This window comes from Streptomyces fagopyri (genome assembly GCF_009498275.1).
In the GTDB taxonomy this organism is placed as follows: Bacteria; Actinomycetota; Actinomycetes; order Streptomycetales; family Streptomycetaceae; genus Streptomyces; species Streptomyces fagopyri.
Map to the genome: position 1 here is coordinate 1767636 of NZ_CP045643.1, position 19553 is coordinate 1787188.

General features: G+C 72.7%; 15 protein-coding genes and 2 pseudogenes. 7 read left to right on the forward strand and 10 right to left on the reverse strand.

Features of this window, described 5'->3' with window-relative positions; all coding sequences use genetic code 11:
* Nucleotides 1-456 precede the first annotated feature (456 nt).
* The 3 genes from GFH48_RS07510 (at nt 457) to GFH48_RS07520 (ending at nt 3024) form a co-directional block, all read left to right on the forward strand.
* Nucleotides 457-1641 carry a permease gene (locus tag GFH48_RS07510; RefSeq protein ID WP_153287514.1) on the forward strand — a complete coding sequence of 395 codons (1185 nt, stop codon included), beginning with the start codon at nt 457-459 and terminating at the stop codon, nt 1639-1641.
* A 95-nt stretch (nt 1642-1736) separates the two neighbouring features.
* Nucleotides 1737-2192 (forward strand): inositol oxygenase family protein, encoded by a 456-nt coding sequence (locus tag GFH48_RS07515; RefSeq protein WP_153287515.1) that lies wholly within the window; start codon nt 1737-1739, stop codon nt 2190-2192.
* A gap of 25 nt (nt 2193-2217) precedes the next feature.
* Nucleotides 2218-3024: an SDR family oxidoreductase gene (locus tag GFH48_RS07520; RefSeq protein ID WP_153287516.1), complete on the forward strand. Its 807-nt coding sequence runs from the start codon at nt 2218-2220 to the stop codon at nt 3022-3024.
* 236 nt (nt 3025-3260) lie between these two features.
* Here the strand turns inward: GFH48_RS07520 and GFH48_RS07525 are convergent, their stop codons facing one another.
* The 5 genes from GFH48_RS07525 to GFH48_RS07545 form a co-directional block, all read right to left on the reverse strand.
* Nucleotides 3261-4784, reverse strand: coding sequence for an SDR family NAD(P)-dependent oxidoreductase (locus GFH48_RS07525; protein ID WP_228120435.1), 1524 nt, complete (start codon nt 4782-4784; stop codon nt 3261-3263).
* 114 nt (nt 4785-4898) lie between these two features.
* Nucleotides 4899-6230, reverse strand: coding sequence for a wax ester/triacylglycerol synthase family O-acyltransferase (locus tag GFH48_RS07530; RefSeq protein WP_153287517.1), 1332 nt, complete (start codon nt 6228-6230; stop codon nt 4899-4901).
* A gap of 481 nt (nt 6231-6711) precedes the next feature.
* Nucleotides 6712-7971 (reverse strand): glucose-1-phosphate adenylyltransferase, encoded by a 1260-nt coding sequence (gene glgC, locus GFH48_RS07535; RefSeq protein WP_153287518.1) that lies wholly within the window; start codon nt 7969-7971, stop codon nt 6712-6714.
* A gap of 80 nt (nt 7972-8051) precedes the next feature.
* Nucleotides 8052-9203, reverse strand: a complete 1152-nt coding sequence (gene glgA, locus GFH48_RS07540) for a glycogen synthase (RefSeq protein WP_153292769.1) — start codon at nt 9201-9203, stop codon at nt 8052-8054.
* Between the two features lie 74 nt (nt 9204-9277).
* Nucleotides 9278-10045: a (2Fe-2S)-binding protein gene (locus tag GFH48_RS07545; protein WP_228120437.1), complete on the reverse strand. Its 768-nt coding sequence runs from the start codon at nt 10043-10045 to the stop codon at nt 9278-9280.
* 210 nt (nt 10046-10255) lie between these two features.
* Here GFH48_RS07545 and GFH48_RS07550 point away from each other — a divergent pair, with 210 nt between their 5' ends.
* Entirely contained in the window at nt 10256-11473 is a 1218-nt protein-coding gene (locus GFH48_RS07550; protein WP_194280525.1) for a DMT family transporter, read from the forward strand.
* On the opposite strand, the pseudogene GFH48_RS40085 reads toward GFH48_RS07550, so the two are convergent.
* Nucleotides 11463-12194 (reverse strand): annotated as a pseudogene (locus GFH48_RS40085) (M23 family metallopeptidase); the annotation flags it as partial. The gene GFH48_RS07550 and the pseudogene GFH48_RS40085 sit on opposite strands and share 11 nt — an antisense overlap.
* Before the next feature lie 174 nt (nt 12195-12368).
* Nucleotides 12369-12659 (reverse strand): annotated as a pseudogene (locus GFH48_RS40090) (transglycosylase family protein); the annotation flags it as partial.
* Between the two features lie 478 nt (nt 12660-13137).
* On the opposite strand from GFH48_RS40090, the gene gndA reads away from it, so the two are divergent.
* Nucleotides 13138-14577, forward strand: coding sequence for an NADP-dependent phosphogluconate dehydrogenase (gndA, locus tag GFH48_RS07560; protein ID WP_153287520.1), 1440 nt, complete (start codon nt 13138-13140; stop codon nt 14575-14577).
* 609 nt (nt 14578-15186) lie between these two features.
* Here the strand turns inward: gndA and GFH48_RS07565 are convergent.
* From GFH48_RS07565 to panD, 3 genes are all read right to left on the reverse strand, one after another.
* Nucleotides 15187-15855 carry an aspartate/glutamate racemase family protein gene (locus tag GFH48_RS07565; RefSeq protein WP_153292772.1) on the reverse strand — a complete coding sequence of 223 codons (669 nt, stop codon included), beginning with the start codon at nt 15853-15855 and terminating at the stop codon, nt 15187-15189.
* Between the two features lie 53 nt (nt 15856-15908).
* Complete coding sequence (locus tag GFH48_RS07570) at nt 15909-16253, reverse strand: GNAT family N-acetyltransferase (RefSeq protein ID WP_153287521.1); 345 nt, start codon at nt 16251-16253, stop codon at nt 15909-15911.
* Between the two features lie 95 nt (nt 16254-16348).
* Nucleotides 16349-16768, reverse strand: a complete 420-nt coding sequence (gene panD, locus GFH48_RS07575) for an aspartate 1-decarboxylase (RefSeq protein ID WP_153287522.1) — start codon at nt 16766-16768, stop codon at nt 16349-16351.
* Nucleotides 16769-17120: 352 nt separating this feature from the next.
* Between panD and GFH48_RS07580 the strand changes: the two genes are divergently transcribed.
* Nucleotides 17121-17906, forward strand: a complete 786-nt coding sequence (locus GFH48_RS07580; RefSeq protein ID WP_153287523.1) for a cyclase family protein — start codon at nt 17121-17123, stop codon at nt 17904-17906.
* Nucleotides 17903-19543, forward strand: coding sequence for a thiamine pyrophosphate-binding protein (locus tag GFH48_RS07585; protein WP_153287524.1), 1641 nt, complete (start codon nt 17903-17905; stop codon nt 19541-19543). Before GFH48_RS07580 ends, GFH48_RS07585 begins: the two co-directional genes overlap by 4 nt.
* Nucleotides 19544-19553: the final 10 nt, after the last annotated feature.

Consider the following 19553-nt stretch of genomic DNA (forward strand, 5'->3'; position numbering starts at 1 on the left):
ACAGGGGCCAGTCTGTTTCCGGCCGCCTGACGCCCGCTCGGGTCTGAGTCGAAGGCAGTTAGGGACGCGGTGGCGCCGGTAACTCGTGTGAGATCAGGCCGTGGTGACCGGCTGTCCCGGGACGGACCATGGGTGTGGGTGGGACCCCTTCAGGCTGTCCGTCGGTACAGGGTAACCAAATGAGCGGGTGCCCGCTCTATGGGGCTGGAAACAAGAGGTAACCGTCTCGCGTCGATCGGCGTTCCCCGAGCTCTGATCTGCGCCTATTTAGGGACGTATCCACCGTTCACGTCACCCGTTCGGCGTAGCAATCACACGCACCGCCACCCCGGAGCGAATCCGCAGCTTCAGCCCCACACCCCGCCGACCCCCGGAAATACTCCGCGATTCATACCCCCAGGGGGTACAGTCGCGCGGACACCCCCGGAAGCCGCCCACTGGGAGAGAGCCAAGCCGATGCACGCGATCCTGCACGCGCTGTCCATCGCCGGGTCGATGACCTGGGAGATCACCTGGGCACTGATCCTGGGATTCGCCCTGTCCGCCGTGGTCCAGGCGGTGGTGCGGCGCGCGACGGTCGCGCGGCTGCTCGGTGACGACCGGCCGCGGACGCTCGCACTGGCCGCCGGGCTCGGCGTGGCGTCCTCGTCCTGCTCGTACGCGGCCGTGGCGCTCGCCCGCTCACTGTTCCGCAAGGGCGCGAACTTCACCGCGGCGATGGCGTTCGAGATCGCCTCCACCAATCTCGTGGTCGAACTCGGCGTGATCCTCGCCCTGTTGATGGGCTGGCAGTTCACCGTCGCCGAGTTCGTCGGCGGGCCGGTCATGATCGTGGTGCTGGCCGTGCTCTTCCGGATCCTCCTGCGCGAGCGGCTGCTGAGCCAGGCCCGGGAGCAGGCCGAGCGGGGGCTCGCCGGATCGATGGAGGGTCACGCGGCGATGGACATGACGGCGCGGGGAGAGGGCTCGTTCGGACGCCGCCTGTTCTCGGGCTCCGGCTTCACTTCGGTCGCACATGTGTTCGTCATGGAGTGGGCGGCGATCCTGCGCGACCTGGTGGGCGGGCTGCTGATCGCGGGTGCCATCGCCGCCTGGGTGCCCGACTCCTTCTGGCGCTCCTTCTTCCTGGACGGTCATCCGCTCGCGGCCAAACTGGTCGGGCCCCTGATCGGGCCGGTCGTGGCGATCGCCTCCTTCGTGTGCTCGATCGGGAACGTGCCGCTGGCCGTCGTGCTGTGGAAGGGCGGCATCAGCTTCGGGGGCGTGGTCGCGTTCATCTTCGCCGACCTGCTGATCCTGCCGATCCTGAACATCTACCGGAAGTACTACGGCCCCCGGATGACGGCATTCCTGCTGGTCACCTTCTACGGGGCCATGGTGGTCGCCGGGTATGTCGTGGAGATCCTCTTCAGCGGTCTCGGGCTCGTCCCCGACCAGGCCGACGCCCGTATTCCCATGGAGGGCGTCTCCTGGGACTACACGACCTGGCTCAACATCGCCTTCCTGCTGCTCGCGGCGGCGCTGGTGTGGCGCTTCCTGCGCACCGGCGGCCCCACGATGCTGCGGGCGATGGGCGGGTCACCGGAGGCCGAGGAGCGGCCGGGCCACGGGGCCCATGACCACCCGCACGGCCACCGCTGAACACGGCGCGCAGTTCAGGTGCCGTTGGCCGGTTCGCAAGCCGGCCATGCTGTGCTGGCGCCCGGCAACGGCTTTTCTCGCGGAAGGACCGACGCATGGAGCTGCGCAGCGTCGAAGAGCTGATGGATCTGCTGCACGCCGGCCGGGGCACCCGGCACGCCGCGGACGGCGGCGGCGGACCGGTCGATGTGCACGACCACGCGCTGCAGACCGCCGCCCTGCTGCGCCGGAGCCATCCGGCCGACAAGGAACTTCAGGTGGCGGGCCTGGTCCACGGCATCGGCCGGCTGCTGCGCCCCGGCGACGCCACCGCGCACGCCCAGTTGCCGCCGCACCTGGTGGGGCCGCTGCTCGGCCACCGCGTCTCCCGTCTGGGACGCCTCCACTCCGCCGGCCGGCAGGACCCGTACGACGCCGACGACGCGCTGAGCCTGCGTCAGGCCTGCGACGCGGGCCGGGCGGCCGGACTCCACGCCGGGGTGCTGGAGGACTGGCGCACGGTGGTGGAACTGGTGGCGGCGCAGAACTCCCGGCTCGGGGCTGTCGACTGACGGTCCGTCATGAGACGGTACGCGGATGACGTCACCCAACGGGCTGCGGGGCAGGACCGCCATCGTCACCGGAGCCTCGCGCGGGATCGGGCTGGCCGTCGCCGAGGAGCTCTCCCGGGCGGGCGCACGGGTGTGTGTGACCGCGCGGGACGCGGCCTCGGTGGGCCGGGCGGCCGAGCGGCTCGGCGGGGTCGCGCTCGCGGGGTCGGTCGCCGATCCGGCGCATCTGCGAGCCGTGACCGAGCTGACGCTGCGCGAGTTCGGGCGCATCGACCTCGTGGTGAACAACGCGGCGACCAACCAGCCGTACGGCCCGCTCATGGACGTCGACCCGGACCGCTGGGGTGCGGCGTTCACCGTCAACGTCGAGGCCGCGCTGCGGTTGGCGCAGTACGCCTGGCACGGCTGGATGGGCGAGCACGGCGGCGCGATCGTGAACGTGTGCACGGAGGGCGCGGACCACGTGGGGCCGCACGTGGGCGCGTACGGCACCAGCAAGGCGGCCCTGCTGCACCTCACCCGGCAGCTCGCGGGCGAACTGGCCCCGAGGGTCCGGGTCAACTCCGTCTCCCCCGGACTGGTCCGCACCGAGATGGCCCGCTTCGTCTGGGAGGACGCCGAGGACGAACTCGGCGCCGGACTCCCGCTGGGCCGGATCGGCCGGCCCGAGGACGTCGCGCGAGCGGTGGTGTGGCTGGCCTCCGACGCCGCCGAGTGGATCACCGGCGCCGATCTGCTGGTCGACGGAGGGACCCGGGTGCGGGCCGCGCACGGGGCCGGCCACGCCCCGCACGACCGTCTGCGCGCCCGCGCGCCGGACGGCGGACGGTGACCCCGTGTGCGCGGCGGCGATCCGGCCGACGCGGCGGGACGACGCCGGCGTCAGCCCTCGCGCCCTCGCCGCTCACCACGGGCCGCGCCGCCCCTGGCCCCGTCGTCGCGGCGGCGCCTCCCCCGGATCCGTCGGCCGGAAGGCGTCGGAGGTGGCCGTCGATCCCTTCGACGGGAACGGTCCGGGGCGGCTTCAGCCACGGCGCACGCACACCCGTGGCCCGTACGCGGGCCGGACTACCACTTGCCGGGCGCGTAGTCCTTCATGAAGACCCCGTAGAGGTCCTCGCCCTGCTCGCCGCGCACGATCGGGTCGTACACACGGGCCGCGCCGTCGACCAGGTCGAGGGGGGCGTGGAAACCCGCGTCGGCGAGGCGCATCTTGTCGGGGTGCGGACGCTCGTCGGTGATCCAGCCGGTGTCGACGGCCGTCATCAGGATGCGGTCCTTCTCGAACATCTCCTGGGCGCTGGTGCGCGTGAGCATGTTCAGAGCGGCCTTGGCCATGTTCGTGTGCGGGTGGCCGGCGCCCTTGTAGCCGCGGTTGAAGACGCCCTCCATCGCGGAGACGTTCACGATGTACGTCCGCCCGGCCCGCGCGGCCGCCATCGCGGCGCGCAGACGGCTGATCAGGATGAACGGCGCGGTGGAGTTGCAGAGCTGGACCTCCAGCAGCTCGACCGGCGTGACCTCCTCGACGGCCTGGATCCAGCTGTTGGTGTCGTGCAGGTCGGGCACGAGCCCGCCGGCGTCGATGGCCGTTCCGGCCGCGATCCGCTCCAGGGACGCGGATCCGGACACCAGCGCGAGGTCCGTGACGTCCTGCGCGCTCAGCGCGCCGCCGCCGGGGACCGGGAGCGCGGCCACCGCGCCGGAGCCGAAGGTGCCGATCACCTCGGCGGGCGGCAGTTCACCGGCGGGCAGCGGCCCGGACTCGGCGGCGAGCAGCTCACCGTAGGCCTGGGGCGAGCGGCGTACCGTCTGGGCCGCGTTGTTGATCAGGATGTCGAGGGGGCCCGCGGCGGCGACGGAGTCGGCGAGCGCGACGACCTGGGCCGGGTCGCGCAGGTCTATGCCGACGATCTTCAGCCGCCCGATCCACTCGTCGCTGTCGGGCATGGCCTTGAAGCGCCGGATCGCGTCGTTCGGGAACCGTGTGGTGATGGTGGTGTGGGCACCGTCACGCAACAGCCGCAGCGCGATGTACATGCCGATCTTGGCGCGGCCGCCGGTGAGCAGCGCGCGCTTGCCGGTGAGGTCGGTGCGGGCGTCGCGGCGGGCGCGGTTCTCGGCCGCGCAGTCCTGGCAGAGCTGGTGGTAGAAGTAGTCGACCTCGACGTACCGCTTCTTGCAGATGTAGCAGGAGCGCGGGCGCTGGAGTATCCCCGCGATCTCGCCGGCCCCGGTGACGGACGAGGGCAGGATGCCCTCGGTCTCGTCGTCGATCCGCTGGGCGGAACCGGTCGCGGTGGACTCGGTGACAGCCTTGTCGTGGGCGGTCTTGGCGGCCCTGCGGTCCTGGCGGCGGCGCTGCTTCACCGTGCGGTAGACGCCCGCGGTGGCGCGGCGCACGGCGATGGCGTCGGGGTGGTCGACGTCGATCCTGTCGAGCTCGTCGAGCACGCCGAGGCAGACGGCCAGCCGCTCCGGGTCGATGCCGGGGCCGTACGCCTCCGCCGCCGCGTCGACGGCGGAAGCCGCCCGGTCGTCCTCTGCCGTGTCCACGGCGAGAGCCGCCTGGCCGTCCTCTGTCACCGTCATCGCCGTTGCCGCTTCCTGGGGTTTCGCGCCGCGCTCGTACCGCGTTCGCCTTCGAAGGCGGAATTTTACGGAGCAAGGGGGCAAGGCGCCAAACCCGCGGTGATCACCGGCCGCTCAGGAGCCGCAGGCGATGATCAGCGTCTCCACCTCCTCGGTCAGCGCGCGGGCCAGCCGGTGCAGGTCCGGCACGGCCTCCGCGTCGGCGACGAGCCCGTAGTGGACCCGTCCGCGGAACGTCGAGACCGCCACCGCCAGTGCCTGGCCGCGGGCCAGCGGCGCGAGCGGATAGACCTCGGCGAGCGGGCAGCCGCCGAGCTTCAGGCCGAGGCTGGGCAGCGGCACGCTGGTGACCAGGATGTCGAAGAGCAACCGGGCCGCCTGGCCCACGACGGGGCCGCCGAGCCGGTGGCCGAGCGGCGGCACGTGGTCGGCGAGCAGCGCCACGGCACCCGCTCCCCGGTTGGGGCCCGCGTCCTTGTTGCGGTCCATGGCCGTACGGACCGCGCGGAGCCTGCCGACCGGGTCCGGGTCGTCGACCGGAAGCCGTATCAGGTAGCCGGAGAGCCGGTTGCCCTGTGGGTGCGCGGTGCGCGGGCGGCGCCGGGAGACGGGGATCAGGGCGCGGGGCGCCACGCCCTCGCTGCCGTCGCCGCGTTCGTCGAGCCAGGTGCGCAGGGCGCCCGCCACGACAGCGATCAGGACGTCGTTGACGGTGCCGCCGACGCTCTTGCGCACGCGGTGCACGTCGTCCAGGTCCAGGGACACGCCCGCGATGCGGCGGGTGCCGGTGGGCCGCGAGGTCAGCGCGGGTGAGGAGCGGACGCCGAGGGTGGCGCGGGCGACCGAGGTGCCGATGTCCAGGGCCCTGCCCACGTCGGAGAGGGTGCCGCGGACAAGGCCCGGCAGCTTGCGGACGTCCGGGAAGAGGGCCCGTGGCGGCTCCGCGGGCCGCGGACGGGGTTCCGGCATGTCCACCGGGTCCATGAGGGCCGCGGCGAGCATCAGCGCCCGCAGTCCGTCGGCCAGGGCGTGGTGGAACTTGAAGAAGACGGCGAACGAGGTGCCGTCCTCGCCGGGCAGGACGTGTGCCTCCCAGGGCGGCCGGCCGCGCATCAGCGGGCGCTCCATGAGCCGTCCCGCCGCCGTGTGGAAGTCCGTGGCCGGCGCGTGCAGCCGGACGTGGTCGAGCGGGTCGAAGTGGGGCGCGGGTTCCCGGGTCGCGCTTCCGAAGGTCGGCGGATAGACGAGAGGCTGCCAGACGTCGCGGATCCGCATGCGCAGCCCGGGGACCCCGGCCGCGCGGGCCGCGAGCAGGTCCGCGGCGTGCGCTCCCGCGGTGGGCGAATGCGCCGTGAAGACACCGAGGGCACCGAGGTGCATCGGGTGCTGGTCGGACTCGATGTTCCAGAACGCCAGGTCGAGTGGTGCCAGGAGATCGGAAGTCAAGGGATTGCTCTCGCGTCGACGACGGTTGAGCAAGCAGTCAAACCCCGAGAGGCGATTACGGTCAAGTACGATCAAGCTACGCACAGTTAACAGCAGATTAAGCCCGGCCCCTGAAAGTGGGGTCGGACACAAGGGGCACTTGAGTTCAGTTCGGGCCCAGGGGCCCCGGAGGCCCCTCAGAACCCAAGCCGGACGGCTCAGCGCCGAGAGTGAACGCGTGGCACGGAGAGAGCGCGCGGCGGCGGGGAAGCCATCCGCACGCCCATGCGAAGCGCTCGCCGCGCACGGCCGTACGGGCGGTCAAAACCGTACGGCCGTACGAGAATCCGTCGGATTTCCGGACGTCCCCGCGCCTCGCCCGGCCGGCCCGGCCCGGTCCGGCCCGGGTGGTCGTCGGGGTCGTCCGGGTCATCGGGGTCGTCCGGTTCGCGTCGGGGTCGTCCGGTTCGCGTCGGGGTGCGGCGGGGTGCGGCGGCCCGGCCTACGACACGAGCCGGCCCTTCCCGAGCGCGATCACCCCGCTCCCGGAGACCGTGTAGAGCTCCGCGTCCCGCTCGGGATTGACGCCGATCGTCGCGCCCGGGGGCACCTCGACGTTCTTGTCGAGGACCGCGCCGCGCACCACCGCGCCACGACCTATGCGGACGTTGTCGTGCAGGACCGAGCCCTGGACGACGGCGCCCGGATCGACGAGGACCCCCGGCGAGAGCACCGACCGCGAGACCTGCCCCCGGATCAGACAGCCCGCGCTGACGATCGACTCGCTCGCGATGCCCCCGGCGCTGAACCGCGCCGGGGAGAGCTGACCGGAGTGGGTGTAGACGGGCCACCGGCGGTTGTAGAGGTTGAAGGCCGGGCGTTCGGCGATGAGGTCCATGTGGGCGTCGTAGTACGCGTCGAGCGTCCCGACGTCGCGCCAGTACCCCTGGTCCCGGGTGGTCTCCCCCGGCACGTGGTTCTCGCTGAAGTCGTAGAGCCGCGCCTCGCCGCGCTCGGTGAGCATCGGCAGGATCGACCCGCCCATGTCGTGCACCGAGTGCTCGTCCTCGGCATCCCGCTGGAGCGCCTCCACCAAGGCCTTGGTGGTGAAGATGTAGTTGCCCATCGAGGCGAAGACGCACCCCGGGTCGTCCGGCAGTCCCGGCGGGTCGGCGGGCTTCTCCAGGAAGCCCCGCACCGTCTGGCCGTCGGATCCGGGGGTGATGACACCGAACGACGAGGACTCGGCGCGTGGCACCCGTATCCCGGCCACCGTCACCCCCGCGCCGCTCTCGATGTGCTGGGCGAGCATCTGCCGCGGGTCCATCCGGTAGACGTGGTCCGCGCCGAACACCGCGATGTAGTCGGGCCGTTCGTCGTACACGAGGTTGAGGGACTGCAGGATCGCGTCCGCGCTGCCCAGGTACCAGCGCGGGCCGAGCCGCTGCTGCGCGGGGACCGGCGTGACGTAGTTGCCGAGCAGGCTCGACATCCGCCAGGTCGTCGTCACGTGCCGGTCCAGCGAGTGCGACTTGTACTGCGTCAGGACGCAGATGCGCAGGATGTCCGCGTTGACGAGATTGGAGAGCACGAAGTCCACGAGGCGGTAGGTACCGCCGAAGGTGACCGCGGGTTTCGCGCGGTCCGCGGTGAGGGGCATCAGACGCTTGCCCTCTCCCCCCGCCAGTACGATTCCCAGTACGGAAGGCCCCTCCCCCAGGTCCCGGCTCCACTCGCCCAGGGGGTGTCCCGATCGCCGCATGCCGCCGCCCCTCTACGCCCGCTCGGGCCGCGCCCGGTTTCCGGACAGGGCCCTGTTGCCGAAGTACGCCTCTGAGATGGTTACCCCGCTTTGAGGACTTCCTCGTACAACTGGACGGTCCTTCGCGCCACCGCGTCCCAGCCGAACTCCCGCACCGCGCGCTCCTGTCCGGCCTCGCCCATCCGCCGGGCGGCCGGAGGATCGGCGAGAACCGAGTCGAGGGCGCGCGCCAGAGCGGCCTCGAAGTCCTCGTCGACCGTCACCAGTACGCCCGTCACCCCGTCCTCGACGACCTCGGGGATACCGCCGACCCGGGACGCGACCACGGCCGTTCCGCAGGCCATCGCCTCCAGGTTGACGATGCCGAGCGGCTCGTAGACCGAGGGACAGACGAACACGGCCGCGTGGGTGAGGAGTTGGATGACATCCGGACGCGGCAGCATCTGCGGGATCCAGTGCACTCCCTCACGGACACCGCTCAGCTCCTGGAAGAGATCACGGAACTCCCGGCCGATCTCCGGGGTGTCGGGGGCGCCGGCGCACAGCACCACCTGCACCGCGGGGTCGATGTCCCGCACCGCGCGCAGGAGTTGGGGCACGCCCTTCTGCCGGGTGATGCGGCCGACGAACAGCACGTAGGGGCGGCCCGTGTCGACGCCGACGCGGTCGAGGACGTCCGTGCCGTGATCGGGCCGGTAGAGGGAGGTGTCGATGCCGTTGTGCACGACCCGCACCTTCGCCGGGTCCAGGGCCGGATAGCAGGCCAGGATGTCCTCGCGCATGGCGCCGGAGACGGCGATGACGGCGTCGGCGGACTCGATGGCGGTGCGCTCGGCCCAGCTGGAGAGGGCGTAACCACCGCCCAGTTGCTCCGCCTTCCAGGGGCGCAGCGGCTCCAGGGAGTGGGCGGTCATGACGTGCGGGATGCCGTGCAGCAGCTTGCCGAAGTGACCGGCGAGGTTCGCGTACCAGGTGTGCGAGTGGACGAGTTCGCGGCCTTCGAGGGCGGCCGCGATCGCGAGGTCGACCGAGAAGGTGCGCAGGGCGTCGTTGGCGCCGTCGAGCGAGGACCAGGGCCGGTGGCGCACGACGCCGCTCGCGGCGCCCTCGCCCCAGCAGTGCACGTCCAGTTCCGTGAGGGCCCGCAACTCCCGGGCGAGGAACTCGACATGGACGCCCGCGCCGCCGTACACGTCGGGCGGATACTCCCGGGTCAGCAGTCCCACTCGCACACAGAACCCCCCGTCGTTCCGGTCGGTTTCCCTCATGGTCACCCACAAGGAGCGCCCGCGGAAGACCACGGTCCTCAGGAACGGGACGTTGTTCCCCGGCGGCCGGCGGTCGGGTCCGGCGGGCGGTCGAAGCAGCAGTCGCCGCAGAGACCGCCGCCGGGAAGGCGGTAGTAGAGGCAGCAGCTGCGGCGGCGGAGCGTGCCGGGGGCGAGGGTGCCGGCCAGACCGGGCCCCGCGAGGAGGCCGACGGCCAGGACGCGGGCCCGCTCGGCCACGTCCGGGCGGCCGTGCGTGCGGGCCCAGCGGTCCAACTGCCGCCAGGCGCCCGCCAGGGCCGAGCCCGCGTTTCCTCGCAGCAGGCCCCGCGAGACACGGTACCGGGACCGCAGGGCGGCCTCCAGCGGGTCGAGATGACCCTCCCGCACGACCGTCCCGATCGCGCTCACGGGCAGGGCGCGCACCTCGGACAGCCACAGGTCGTCCGGGGCGCTGCCGTCCGGGTCCCAGCGCAGCAGTTCCGGATCGAGGTCGGGCAACTGCCCGTAGAACGCGGCGGCGCCCAGCGCGACCGACCAGAGACGGGCGGCCAGCGCCTGCTGCGCCACCGACACCGCGATCCGGGGCTCCGGGGCCCGCAGACCCTCCGCGACCTTCCGCACACGGAAAATCATCGGATCTCCGTAAACCTCCCCGGGATGATCGACTTCCGGCGCCGCGTACGCGCGCGCGAGGGTCGGCAGCGGCCCGCGCGGCGGCACGCCGGTGCGTAGTACGAAGAAGCCGCCGAGCGCGTCGAGCGCCGCGAGATCGGGATCGAGGTCCACGAACAGCAGTAGTACCAAGCCCCCTAGGGGATTCCACCGGCGGGGTTCCCCCTCGTGTCGCCCACCCAGGGGAGGACAAGGCGCGTGTCGTACTCCATCGGCAGTAGTACTCATTGCCTGCTCAGGTACGACGACGTGAAGGGCCGAACGAGGGATCGTAGTCACCATGAAGGCCGACCGTTCGCCGCACCGGGCACCGCGCCCACGCCGCACGCCGAGGAGGGACTCATGAGCGCGCTCGCGCTGTCCGTCCTGCTCTCGTTCGTCTCCGCCGTTGCGTACGCGGGCGGCGCGATCGTGCAGGAGCAGGTAGCGCTGACCTCTCCCGACCAGACGTACGCCCCGCTGCGTCGTCCCGGCTGGTGGGCGGCCGTCGCCCTGACCGGCCTCGGCGGCGTACTGCACGTGGTGGCACTCGCCTACGGGCCCCTGAGCCTGGTGCAGCCGCTGGGCGCGCTGACCATCGTGTTCGCCCTGCCCATGGCGGCGGTCTTCGTCGGCCGCCGGGCCGGGGCGACCGCCTGGCGGGGCGCGATCATGGCCACGGTGGGTCTCGCGGTGCTGCTCGCGCTGGTCGGCTCGGCCGACGCGCAGTCCCTGAGCACCACCCAGCGCACCGCGCTGGCCGTGGTGGCCGGCGGCGCGGTGGTGGCGTTCATGGTGGCGGGCCGCGCGGCGCACCGGAACCCGGCCGTGCGCAGCGTGCTGCTCGCGGTGGGGTCCGGCACGGCGTTCAGCATGTCCTCGGTGTTCACCAAGACGGTCGCGGTGGACTGGGCGCACCACGTCTCGCTCGCCGACCTGCCGAGCCTCGCCCTCATCGGCGCCTTCGCGACGGCCGGGATGCTGCTGTCGCAGGCCGCCTACCGCGGCGGCGGCCTCGCCGCGCCGCTGGCCACGCTGACGGTCGTGAACCCCGTCGTCGCCGCGGCCGTCGGCATCACGATGTTCGGTGAGACGTTCCGCTACGGCGAGACGGGCACCGTGCTCGCGCTGGCCTGCGGGATCGTCGCCGCGGGCGGCCTGATCCTCCTCACCACGGAGCAGATCGGCAGCACCGGGCGGCCCGCCGAGGACGCCACGGCCGGGCCGGCCGAGGACACGGGGCCCTGCTCCGGTTCCGGTCCGGACGACGGCACGGCCCGCGCGGTGGCCACGACACCCGGTCCCGTCGAGGAGTTGCTGCTGCTCGCGGTTCTTCCCGACCAGCCCGTCCCTCCGGCCCGCGAGGGCGCCGCCGGGCTCCGTGGGACCGCGATCGCCGCGGGGCACGGCGAGGACGTCCTCGTACCCCGTGTACCGACGTCGGTGACGGCGCCGTCCCCGGACGACGCGTCACCGCGGGACGCGTCCTCCGGCGAACTGGCTTGTTTCGGCCCCCTGTACGCGCCGTACCTACCGACGACGCCACTCTCGGAGCCCCGGCGCACCCGTGTCAGATCCTGACGCCGCCCGCCCGCAGATAGGCCAGCGGGTCGACGTCCGTACCGAAGCCGGGCCCCGTCCGCACCTCGAAGTGCAGATGCGGGCCCGTGCTGTTGCCCGTGGACCCGGAGCGGCCGATCCGCTGCCCCTCTCCCACGCTCTGGCCGTCCTTCACGGAGATCGCCGAGAGATGGCCGTACTGCGTGTAGCGGCCGTCGGCGTGCCGGATGACCACCTGGTAGCCGAACGAGCCTCCCCAGCCGGCGCTGACCACATGGCCCGCGGCGACCGCCTTCACCGAAGTGCCGGTGGGCACCGGGAAGTCGACGCCCGTGTGGTAGCCCTTCGACCAGGACGCGCCGGCGGCGTGGTACTGCGTCCCTGTCGCGGCGTTCACGGGGGCGACCAGCGTGTGCTTCTTGGTGGAGCGCTCCGGGGTTGCCTTGTGCGGGGTCTCTCTGTGCGGGGTGCGCTTGTCCGCCGCGGGCTTCTTCGCGGGCGCGGGCGCGGTCCGGTTGTGTGCGGGCGCCTGCGACGTGCCGCGCAGGTCGAGTCGCTGGCCGGGGAGGATCAGGTCCGGGTCGGAGCCGACGGTCGCGCGGTTCGCGTCGTACAGCCGCTGCCATCCGCCCTCGACGTGCCGGGAGCCCGCGATGCCGGAGAGCGTGTCGCCGTGGACCACGGTGTACATCTCGGCCGTGCCCGCGTGCGACTGGGGCGTGGTCTGCGGCCGCACGTCACGGACCGAACGCTTGACCGTCTGCGGTGAGGTGCTCGCCGTGGCCGTCCGCGAGGAACCGCCGGACGGGTCGACGGCGGGGGTGCCGCCGCCGCGCGTGAGGCCCGCGCGCACCGAGCAGACCGGCCAGGCCCCGGGCCCCTGCCCCTTCAGCACCTTCTCGGCGATGGCGATCTGCTGGTCCTCGGTGGCCTGATCCGCGCGGTGCGCGTACGCCTGGCCGCCGTACGCCTCCCAGGTGGACTGGGTGAACTGCAGTCCCCCGTAGTAGCCGTTGCCGGTGTTGATGCTCCAGTCGCCGCTGGACTCGCAGGCGGCGACCTTGTTCCAGGTGTCCACGTCGGCCGCGTGCGCCACGCCGGTGGCGATGAGCGGGAGAGCCATTCCCGCGCCGCCCGCCGTGACGGTGAGTGAGGCGCGGTTGATCCTGTTCGGCTGATACCGGCGGTGCCGGCCGCGTACGGCCATGTGGGAGCCCCCTCGACATGCGTCAGGAGCGGCAAAAGTAAACGCTGCGAACAGGCCAGGACAAGACGGCAATCGGCCGTGCTGCGACCGGGGGGCCGGCCGGTGGCCGACGGGCCGGGATCGGGCGGCCCGGCGGGCGGCCGAAGGCCCCGGGAGGTCTCCGACGACCGGGGGCCAAGGTCCGGGAGGCGTCCGGTGACGGGGTGGGCCGAAGGCCCGTGGACGCCCTCCTCCGCGAGACCGCCACTCGCGGCAGAGCGGCGTGCGCGGCGTTCGGAAACAGCGGGTGATATCTCTCGTGTGGGGATCTCCCCCGTCTCACCGCGTCGACGGCTGAGGTACCGGGGGGTTGTTCTGCGTACACATCCCCGACGCGTCAGGATGGCCAGAGGCGAAGACGGCCAGAGGCGATACTGACGAGCACGACCGGCACTACCGAATACAGGACCTCTTACAGGACCTTTTAGGAGCCAACCGTATGAGCACTTCAGCCCAGATCGGCGTCACGGGTCTCGCGGTCATGGGGCGCAACCTCGCCCGCAACTTCGCACGCAACGGCTACACGGTCGCCGTGCACAACCGCACCGTGGCCAAGACGAACGCGCTGGTGGAGGAGTTCGGCCACGAGGGCAGCTTCGTGGCCGCGGAGACGGCGAAGGAGTTCGTGGCGGCGCTGGAGCGGCCGCGACGTCTGGTGATCATGGTGAAGGCCGGTGAGCCGACCGACGCGGTGATCCAGGAGTTCGCCCCGCTCCTGGAGCCCGGCGACATGATCATCGACGGCGGGAACGCGCACTTCGCGGACACCCGGCGACGTGAGCGCGAGCTGCGCGGACAGGGCATCCACTTCGTCGGTACCGGCGTCTCCGGCGGCGAGGAGGGCGCGCTGAACGGGCCGAGCATCATGCCCGGCGGCTCACCGGAGTCGTACGAGTCGCTCGGTCCCATGCTGGAGAAGATCTCCGCGAAGGCCGCGGACGGCGCCCCCTGCGTGACGCACGTCGGCCCCGACGGCGCCGGACACTTCGTGAAGATGGTCCACAACGGCATCGAGTACGCCGACATGCAGCTGATCGGCGAGGCCTACCAGCTGCTGCGCGACGTCGCCGGGTACTCCCCCTCGCAGATCGCCGACATCTTCCGCACCTGGAACACCGGCCGGCTCGACTCCTACCTGATCGAGATCACGGCGGAGGTCCTGTCGCACGTGGACGCGGCGACGGGCAAGCCGTTCGTGGACGTGGTCGAGGACCGCGCCGAGCAGAAGGGCACGGGCCGCTGGACCGTGCAGATCGCGCTCGACCTGGGCGTCCCGGTCTCCGGCATCGCGGAGGCGGTCTTCGCGCGCTCGCTGTCCGGCCACGCCGATCTGCGGGCGGCCTCGCGCGGGCTCGCGGGCCCCACGGCGCAGCAGCTCGACGAGGTCGACGCCGCCGCGTTCGCCGACCGGGTCGAACAGGCGCTGTACGCCTCGAAGATCGTGTCGTACACGCAGGGCTTCCACGAGATCACCGCGGGCAGCGACGAGTACGACTGGAACATCGACCTCGGCGCGGTCGCCTCCATCTGGCGCGGCGGCTGCATCATCCGGGCGGCGTTCCTGGACCGCATCCGTGCCGCGTACGACACCCGGCCGGACCTGCCGAGCCTGCTGTCCGACGACACGTTCGCGCAGGAGATCGCGGCGGCCCAGGACGACTGGCGCGAGGTGCTGGTGGCCGCCACCCGCCAGGGTGTGCCGACGCCCGGTTTCTCTGCGGCCCTCGCCTACTACGACGCGCTGCGCGCCGAACGGCTGCCCGCCGCGCTGACCCAGGGACAGCGCGACTTCTTCGGGGCGCACACCTACCGGCGTACGGACCGGGAGGGCTCGTTCCACACGCTGTGGGGTGACGACCGCTCGGAGGTCGAGGCGTAGGCGTCCGCATCACCGAGGCCGTCACACCCCGGGTTCGGGGGTGTGACGGCCTCGTCATGCGGATCGCCGGGTGTCCCCACCCGTGTCCCCACCCGTCGGATCACCGTCCGCCGGGCTGATCACGACAGGGGCGGTCCCGGTTCGGGCTGCGGCACCGGCTCGGGCCCCGGCGGTACCGGCTCGGGTCCCGGTGGCGGCGGAACCGGGGACGGCCGCGGAGCGGGTTCCGGGGTGGGACCGGGACCCGGGTCGGGCGCCGGGTCGGGTGCCGGGTCGGGGAAGGGGTTCGGGTCCGGGAAGGGCTGCGGGCGGCCGGGCCCCGGCCCGGGAGTGGGACCCGGCTTCACCGGTTCGGGATACGGATGCGTCATCGTGTCCTCCAGCCAGTCGGTACGTGCCAGTCGGTACGTACCTGTCGGTACGTCGGCTCTGGACTTGTCCCACGCGTACCCGGCCCCCGCACGCCCACTCACCCCGTCGCGCGAGGGATGCGGGCCGGGCGGTCGGACGCGCGGACGGGCCGGCCCCGTGTCACGGACCGACTGCTTCCACGTTCTACGTGTTCTACGTGTTCTACGTGCGGACCGGCTGCTTCCGCGCGCGGGTCGGCTACCGGAGCGTGCGGGCTGGGCGGGTCCGAGCGCGGGTTGCGAGGCGTGCCGCGGCCGCCCCGGCCGCGAGTCCGGGCCGGGGACTCGACAGGACCGGAACCGAGGTCGTGGTCAGCCCCTGCGCCGGTGCCATGGAGGCCTGGGCGAGGACGATCGCGTCGGCGCCGGTGACCGAGTCCGCGGCCGCCGCGACCGCGGCGGCGAAGCCGTCCCGGTCACCCGCCTCGAAGCGGGCCCACGCGCCGTCGGCGAGCAGGGCACTGACCGTCACGGGCCGGCCGGCGGCGCGGGCCTCGTCCTCGACGAGGGCGAGGGTCGGCGCCAGGGTGCTCTCCAGCGCCGCCACCACGACGACACGCGGACCGGTCGCCACCGCGGCGGCGGCCATCGGGCGGTCCACCCGCAGCACGGGCACACCGGCCTCCGCGCGCTCGGCGATGCCGCCGATGGTCGAGCACGTGCACAGCACGGCGTCGGCCCCGTCCGCGACGGCCCGGCCGAGCGCCGCCCGCACCTCGCCCGCGACCGCGTCCGGGCCCTCGGCACGGGCCCGGGCCAACAGCTCCTCGTCCACCGTGTGGCGCAGTTCCAGGTCCGGATGGTCCTCGTCGCGCAGCGCGTCGAACACCGGAACGTGCACGGGCGAGGTGTGCAGCAGGGCGAGCACACCGCCCGTGGCCGGTACCGGAGTCACCAGCGGCGTCACAGGCACACGCGGCATCAGAAGCGTCCGGGGTGCGCCTTGAGCCACACCACCGCCGCGTCCAGCAGTTCCTGGGCGGCCGCCGGAGCCTCCTCGGGGTGACGTGCCGCCCACTTCACGACGTACGGGCACAGCGGCGCGACCACGATGCCCTCGCGGGCGGCGATGCCGTACAGCTCACGGGCGAGGGAGCCCGCGATGCCCTTTCCCTCGTGCGCGGGTTCCACGAGGGTGTGCACGGGGACGAGGGCGCGTGCGGGGGCTTCGAGGACGAAGTACTCGATGTGGCCCACCACCTCGTCCCCGGCGAGGGCCTCCAGACGGCCGGCCGGCCGGTCGTCGCGGATCTCGATGTCGCTCATGGGTACTCCTCGGGTCCGGGTTCCTCGACCCCTGCCCGCGGGCCCGTCGGTCGGACCGACGGCCTCGGACGCCCCCGGACTTCCTCGGCCGGGGCTCAGGCGGTGACCGCCTGGGGGCTGCGCTCCTGGTCCGAGCCCGGCACCGGCTCGGACGGGTCGGCGCCCAGGCCCACGATGCGGTTGTCGCGGTCCACGTGCACGACCCGCGGCCGCAGTGCCCGCGCCTCGGCGTCGGAGACCTGAGCGTAACTGATGATGATCACCAGATCACCGGGATGCACGAGATGTGCCGCCGCACCGTTGATCCCGACCACACCGGAGCCGCGCTCGCCCTCGATGACGTACGTCTCCAGACGCGCGCCGTTGGTGATGTCGACGATGTGCACGAGCTCACCGGGCAGCAGATCCGCGGCGTCGAGCAGATCGGCGTCGATGGTCACGGACCCGACGTAGTGCAGGTCGGCCTGGGTGACCGTGGCACGGTGGATCTTGGACTTGAACATGGTGCGCTGCATGAAGGCACTCCTGGAACTAGGCTCCCTGCCTGCGTTTTTGCAGGTCAAGGGCGGTTTCTCCACCCTACAACGACTCGAAGGCGCGGGCAGCGTTTCTCTACGCGCAACCGATGGCGGAAGCATCCGGGGGTGCGGGAGGGCGGCACCGGCGGTCGGTCCCACGGCGGCTGAGGCGACCGGCGAGCCGGCGTACCGGTCCGCAGCCCGGACGTGGAACCGGGCGGCCGTCGCCCGGCCCGGTGCGGCAGTGCTTCGTCTCCGCGCCCGGCGCCGTCGGTTCGGGTCCGCGTGTCCGGGTGCCCCCGGTGGTACGGATGAAGTCGACAGGTTCACCGCCTTACCAGGAGGCCTCATGTCCGAGCCGTCCGTCCTCGCCGCGCTGTTGTCCGGGTTGCGGGGTGGGTCGATCGAGATCGTCGACCTCACCTCCCCGCTGTCGTCGTCCACGCCGGTGATCCAACTGCCGCCCGAGTTCGGTCAGACGGCGGGGTTCGAGCTCCAGGAGATCAGCAGGTACGACGACCGGGGCCCGGCCTGGTACTGGAACAACTTCCGCAGTGGTGAGCACACCGGCACACACTTCGACGCGCCGAACCACTGGGTCACCGGGAGGGAACTCGCCGACGTGGCGTCGGTGCCGGTCCGTCGGCTGATCGCGCCGGCGGCCGTGCTGGACTTCACCGCCGAAGCGGAGCGGGACCCCGGCTTCCTCGTCGAGGTGGAGCATGTGAAGGCCTGGGAGGCCGATAACGGGCCGCTGCCCGACGGCGGTTGGCTGTTGCTGCGCACCGGCTGGGACGCCCGGTCGCAGTCGCAGGAAGCCTTCCTCAACGCGGACGAGAACGGCCCGCACACCCCGGGCCTGTCCCCGGAATGCGCGCGGTGGGTCGCGCAGGAGTCGCCGGTGATCGGTCTCGGCGTCGAGACGGTGGGCACCGACGCGGGACGCGCCCACGGCTTCGACCCGGCCTTCCCGTGCCACTCCTACCTCATGGGCAGCGACAAGTACGGCCTGACCCAGTTGCGGAACCTGGCCGCACTGCCGGCCACCGGATCCGTCGTCGTCGCGGGACCGCTGCCCATCGTGACGGGGTCCGGTGCGCCGGCGCGGGTCCTCGCCCTGGTCGAGCGCTCATGAAGGTCGCGGAAGCCGTCGGACGCGCCCTGACGGCGGCCGGGGTCGGCCATGTCTTCGGCGTGGTCGGATCGGGCAACTTCCACCTGACCAACGCCATGGTGGCGGCCGGCTCCCGGTTCGTCGCCGCACGCCACGAGGGCGGCGCGGCGACGATGGCCGACGCCTACGCGAGGATGAGCGGCACCGTGGCCGCGCTGACCGTGCATCAGGGATGCGGCCTGACGAACGCGGTCACGGGGATCGCCGAGGCGGCGAAGAGCCGTACGCCACTGATCGTGCTGGCGGCCGAGGTGACCGAGCCGACGTCCAACTTCCACGTCGACCAGGACGCGTTGGCGCATGCCGTGGGCGCGGTCACGGCGCGGATCACCTCGGCCCGGGACGCGGCCGGGCAGGCCGGCGACGCGGTGCGCCGAGCCCTGCACGAACGACGCACCGTCCTGCTCAACGTCCCCTTGCCGGTGCAGCTCCTGGACGTGCCCGAGGGTCCCCCGCCCGTGACCGCGCCGCCGATCGCCCCGGCCGCCGTCGAGCCGTCCGCCGCCGACGTGACGGCTCTGACCCGGGCGCTCGAAGGAGCCCGCCGGCCGGTCTTCGTCGCGGGCCGGGGAGCGCGCCCGCCCGGCTGCCGCGACGCCCTCGCGGCGCTCGCCGAGCGCTACGGCGCGCTGCTCGCGACGTCGGCCGTCGCGCGCGGCCTCTTCCACGGCGACCCGTGGTCCCTCGACGTGTCCGGAGGATTCTCCTCGCCCCTGGCGGCCGAGCTGATCCAGGGAGCGGACGTCATCGTGGGCTGGGGCTGCGCGCTGAACATGTGGACGACGCGGCACGGCCGGCTGATCGGTCCCCGGACCACGGTCGTGCAGGTCGACGACGACGCGTCGGCGCTGGGGGTGCACCGGGACGTGAGTCTCGGCGTCACCGGTGACGTGGAACTCACCGCGCGACGCGCGCTGGAGACGGCGGGCGCGCCCCGGCGGGGCTACCGGACCGCCGACCTCGCCGCGGCCGTCGCCGCCCGCGTGCGCTGGCGCGACGTGCCGTACGAGGACACCGGTGGCCGCGAGCGGATCGACCCGCGGACCCTCAGCATCGCGCTCGACGACATCCTGCCCGACGAGCGTGTCGTCGGCGTCGACTCCGGCAACTTCATGGGCTACCCGAGCATGTACCTGTCGGTTCCGGACCATTACGGCTTCTGCTTCACGCAGGCGTTCCAGTCCGTCGGTCTCGGCCTGGCGACCACGATCGGCGCGGCGCTGGCGCGGCCCGACCGGCTTCCCGTGGCCGCGCTGGGCGACGGGGGCGCGCTGATGGGCGCGGCCGAGTTCGACACGGTGCGCCGGCTCGGGCTGCCGATGGTGGTCGTCGTCTACAACGACGACGCCTACGGGGCGGAGGTGCACCACTTCGGACCCGCCGGACATCCGCTCGACACGGTCGAGTTCCCCCCGACGGACATCGCCGCGGTGGCGCGCGGCCACGGCTTCGAGGCGGTGACCGTACGCACGCCCGCCGACCTGAAGGCCGTCGAGGACTGGGTCGCCGGGCCACGGTCCGCGCCCCTGCTCGTCGACGCCAAGGTGGTGCGTGACCGCGGGGCGTGGTGGCTGGAGGAGGCGTTCCGCGGCCACTGACCCCGCGACG

Excerpts from the sequence above, each read along its gene's own strand:
- GFH48_RS07570 (WP_153287521.1), bottom strand. The coding sequence starts at position 16,253 with ATGAGCGACATCGAGATCCGCGACGACCGGCCGGCCGGCCGTCTGGAG.
- GFH48_RS07585 (WP_153287524.1), top strand. The coding sequence starts at position 17,903 with ATGAAGGTCGCGGAAGCCGTCGGACGCGCCCTGACGGCGGCCGGGGTC.
- GFH48_RS07550 (WP_194280525.1), top strand. The coding sequence starts at position 10,256 with ATGAGCGCGCTCGCGCTGTCCGTCCTGCTCTCGTTCGTCTCCGCCGTT.
- GFH48_RS07520 (WP_153287516.1), top strand. The coding sequence starts at position 2,218 with ATGACGTCACCCAACGGGCTGCGGGGCAGGACCGCCATCGTCACCGGA.
- GFH48_RS07515 (WP_153287515.1), top strand. The coding sequence starts at position 1,737 with ATGGAGCTGCGCAGCGTCGAAGAGCTGATGGATCTGCTGCACGCCGGC.
- gndA (WP_153287520.1), top strand. The coding sequence starts at position 13,138 with ATGAGCACTTCAGCCCAGATCGGCGTCACGGGTCTCGCGGTCATGGGG.
- glgC (WP_153287518.1), bottom strand. The coding sequence starts at position 7,971 with ATGCGGCGATCGGGACACCCCCTGGGCGAGTGGAGCCGGGACCTGGGG.
- panD (WP_153287522.1), bottom strand. The coding sequence starts at position 16,768 with ATGCAGCGCACCATGTTCAAGTCCAAGATCCACCGTGCCACGGTCACC.
- GFH48_RS07525 (WP_228120435.1), bottom strand. The coding sequence starts at position 4,784 with ATGACGGTGACAGAGGACGGCCAGGCGGCTCTCGCCGTGGACACGGCA.
- GFH48_RS07580 (WP_153287523.1), top strand. The coding sequence starts at position 17,121 with ATGTCCGAGCCGTCCGTCCTCGCCGCGCTGTTGTCCGGGTTGCGGGGT.
- GFH48_RS07510 (WP_153287514.1), top strand. The coding sequence starts at position 457 with ATGCACGCGATCCTGCACGCGCTGTCCATCGCCGGGTCGATGACCTGG.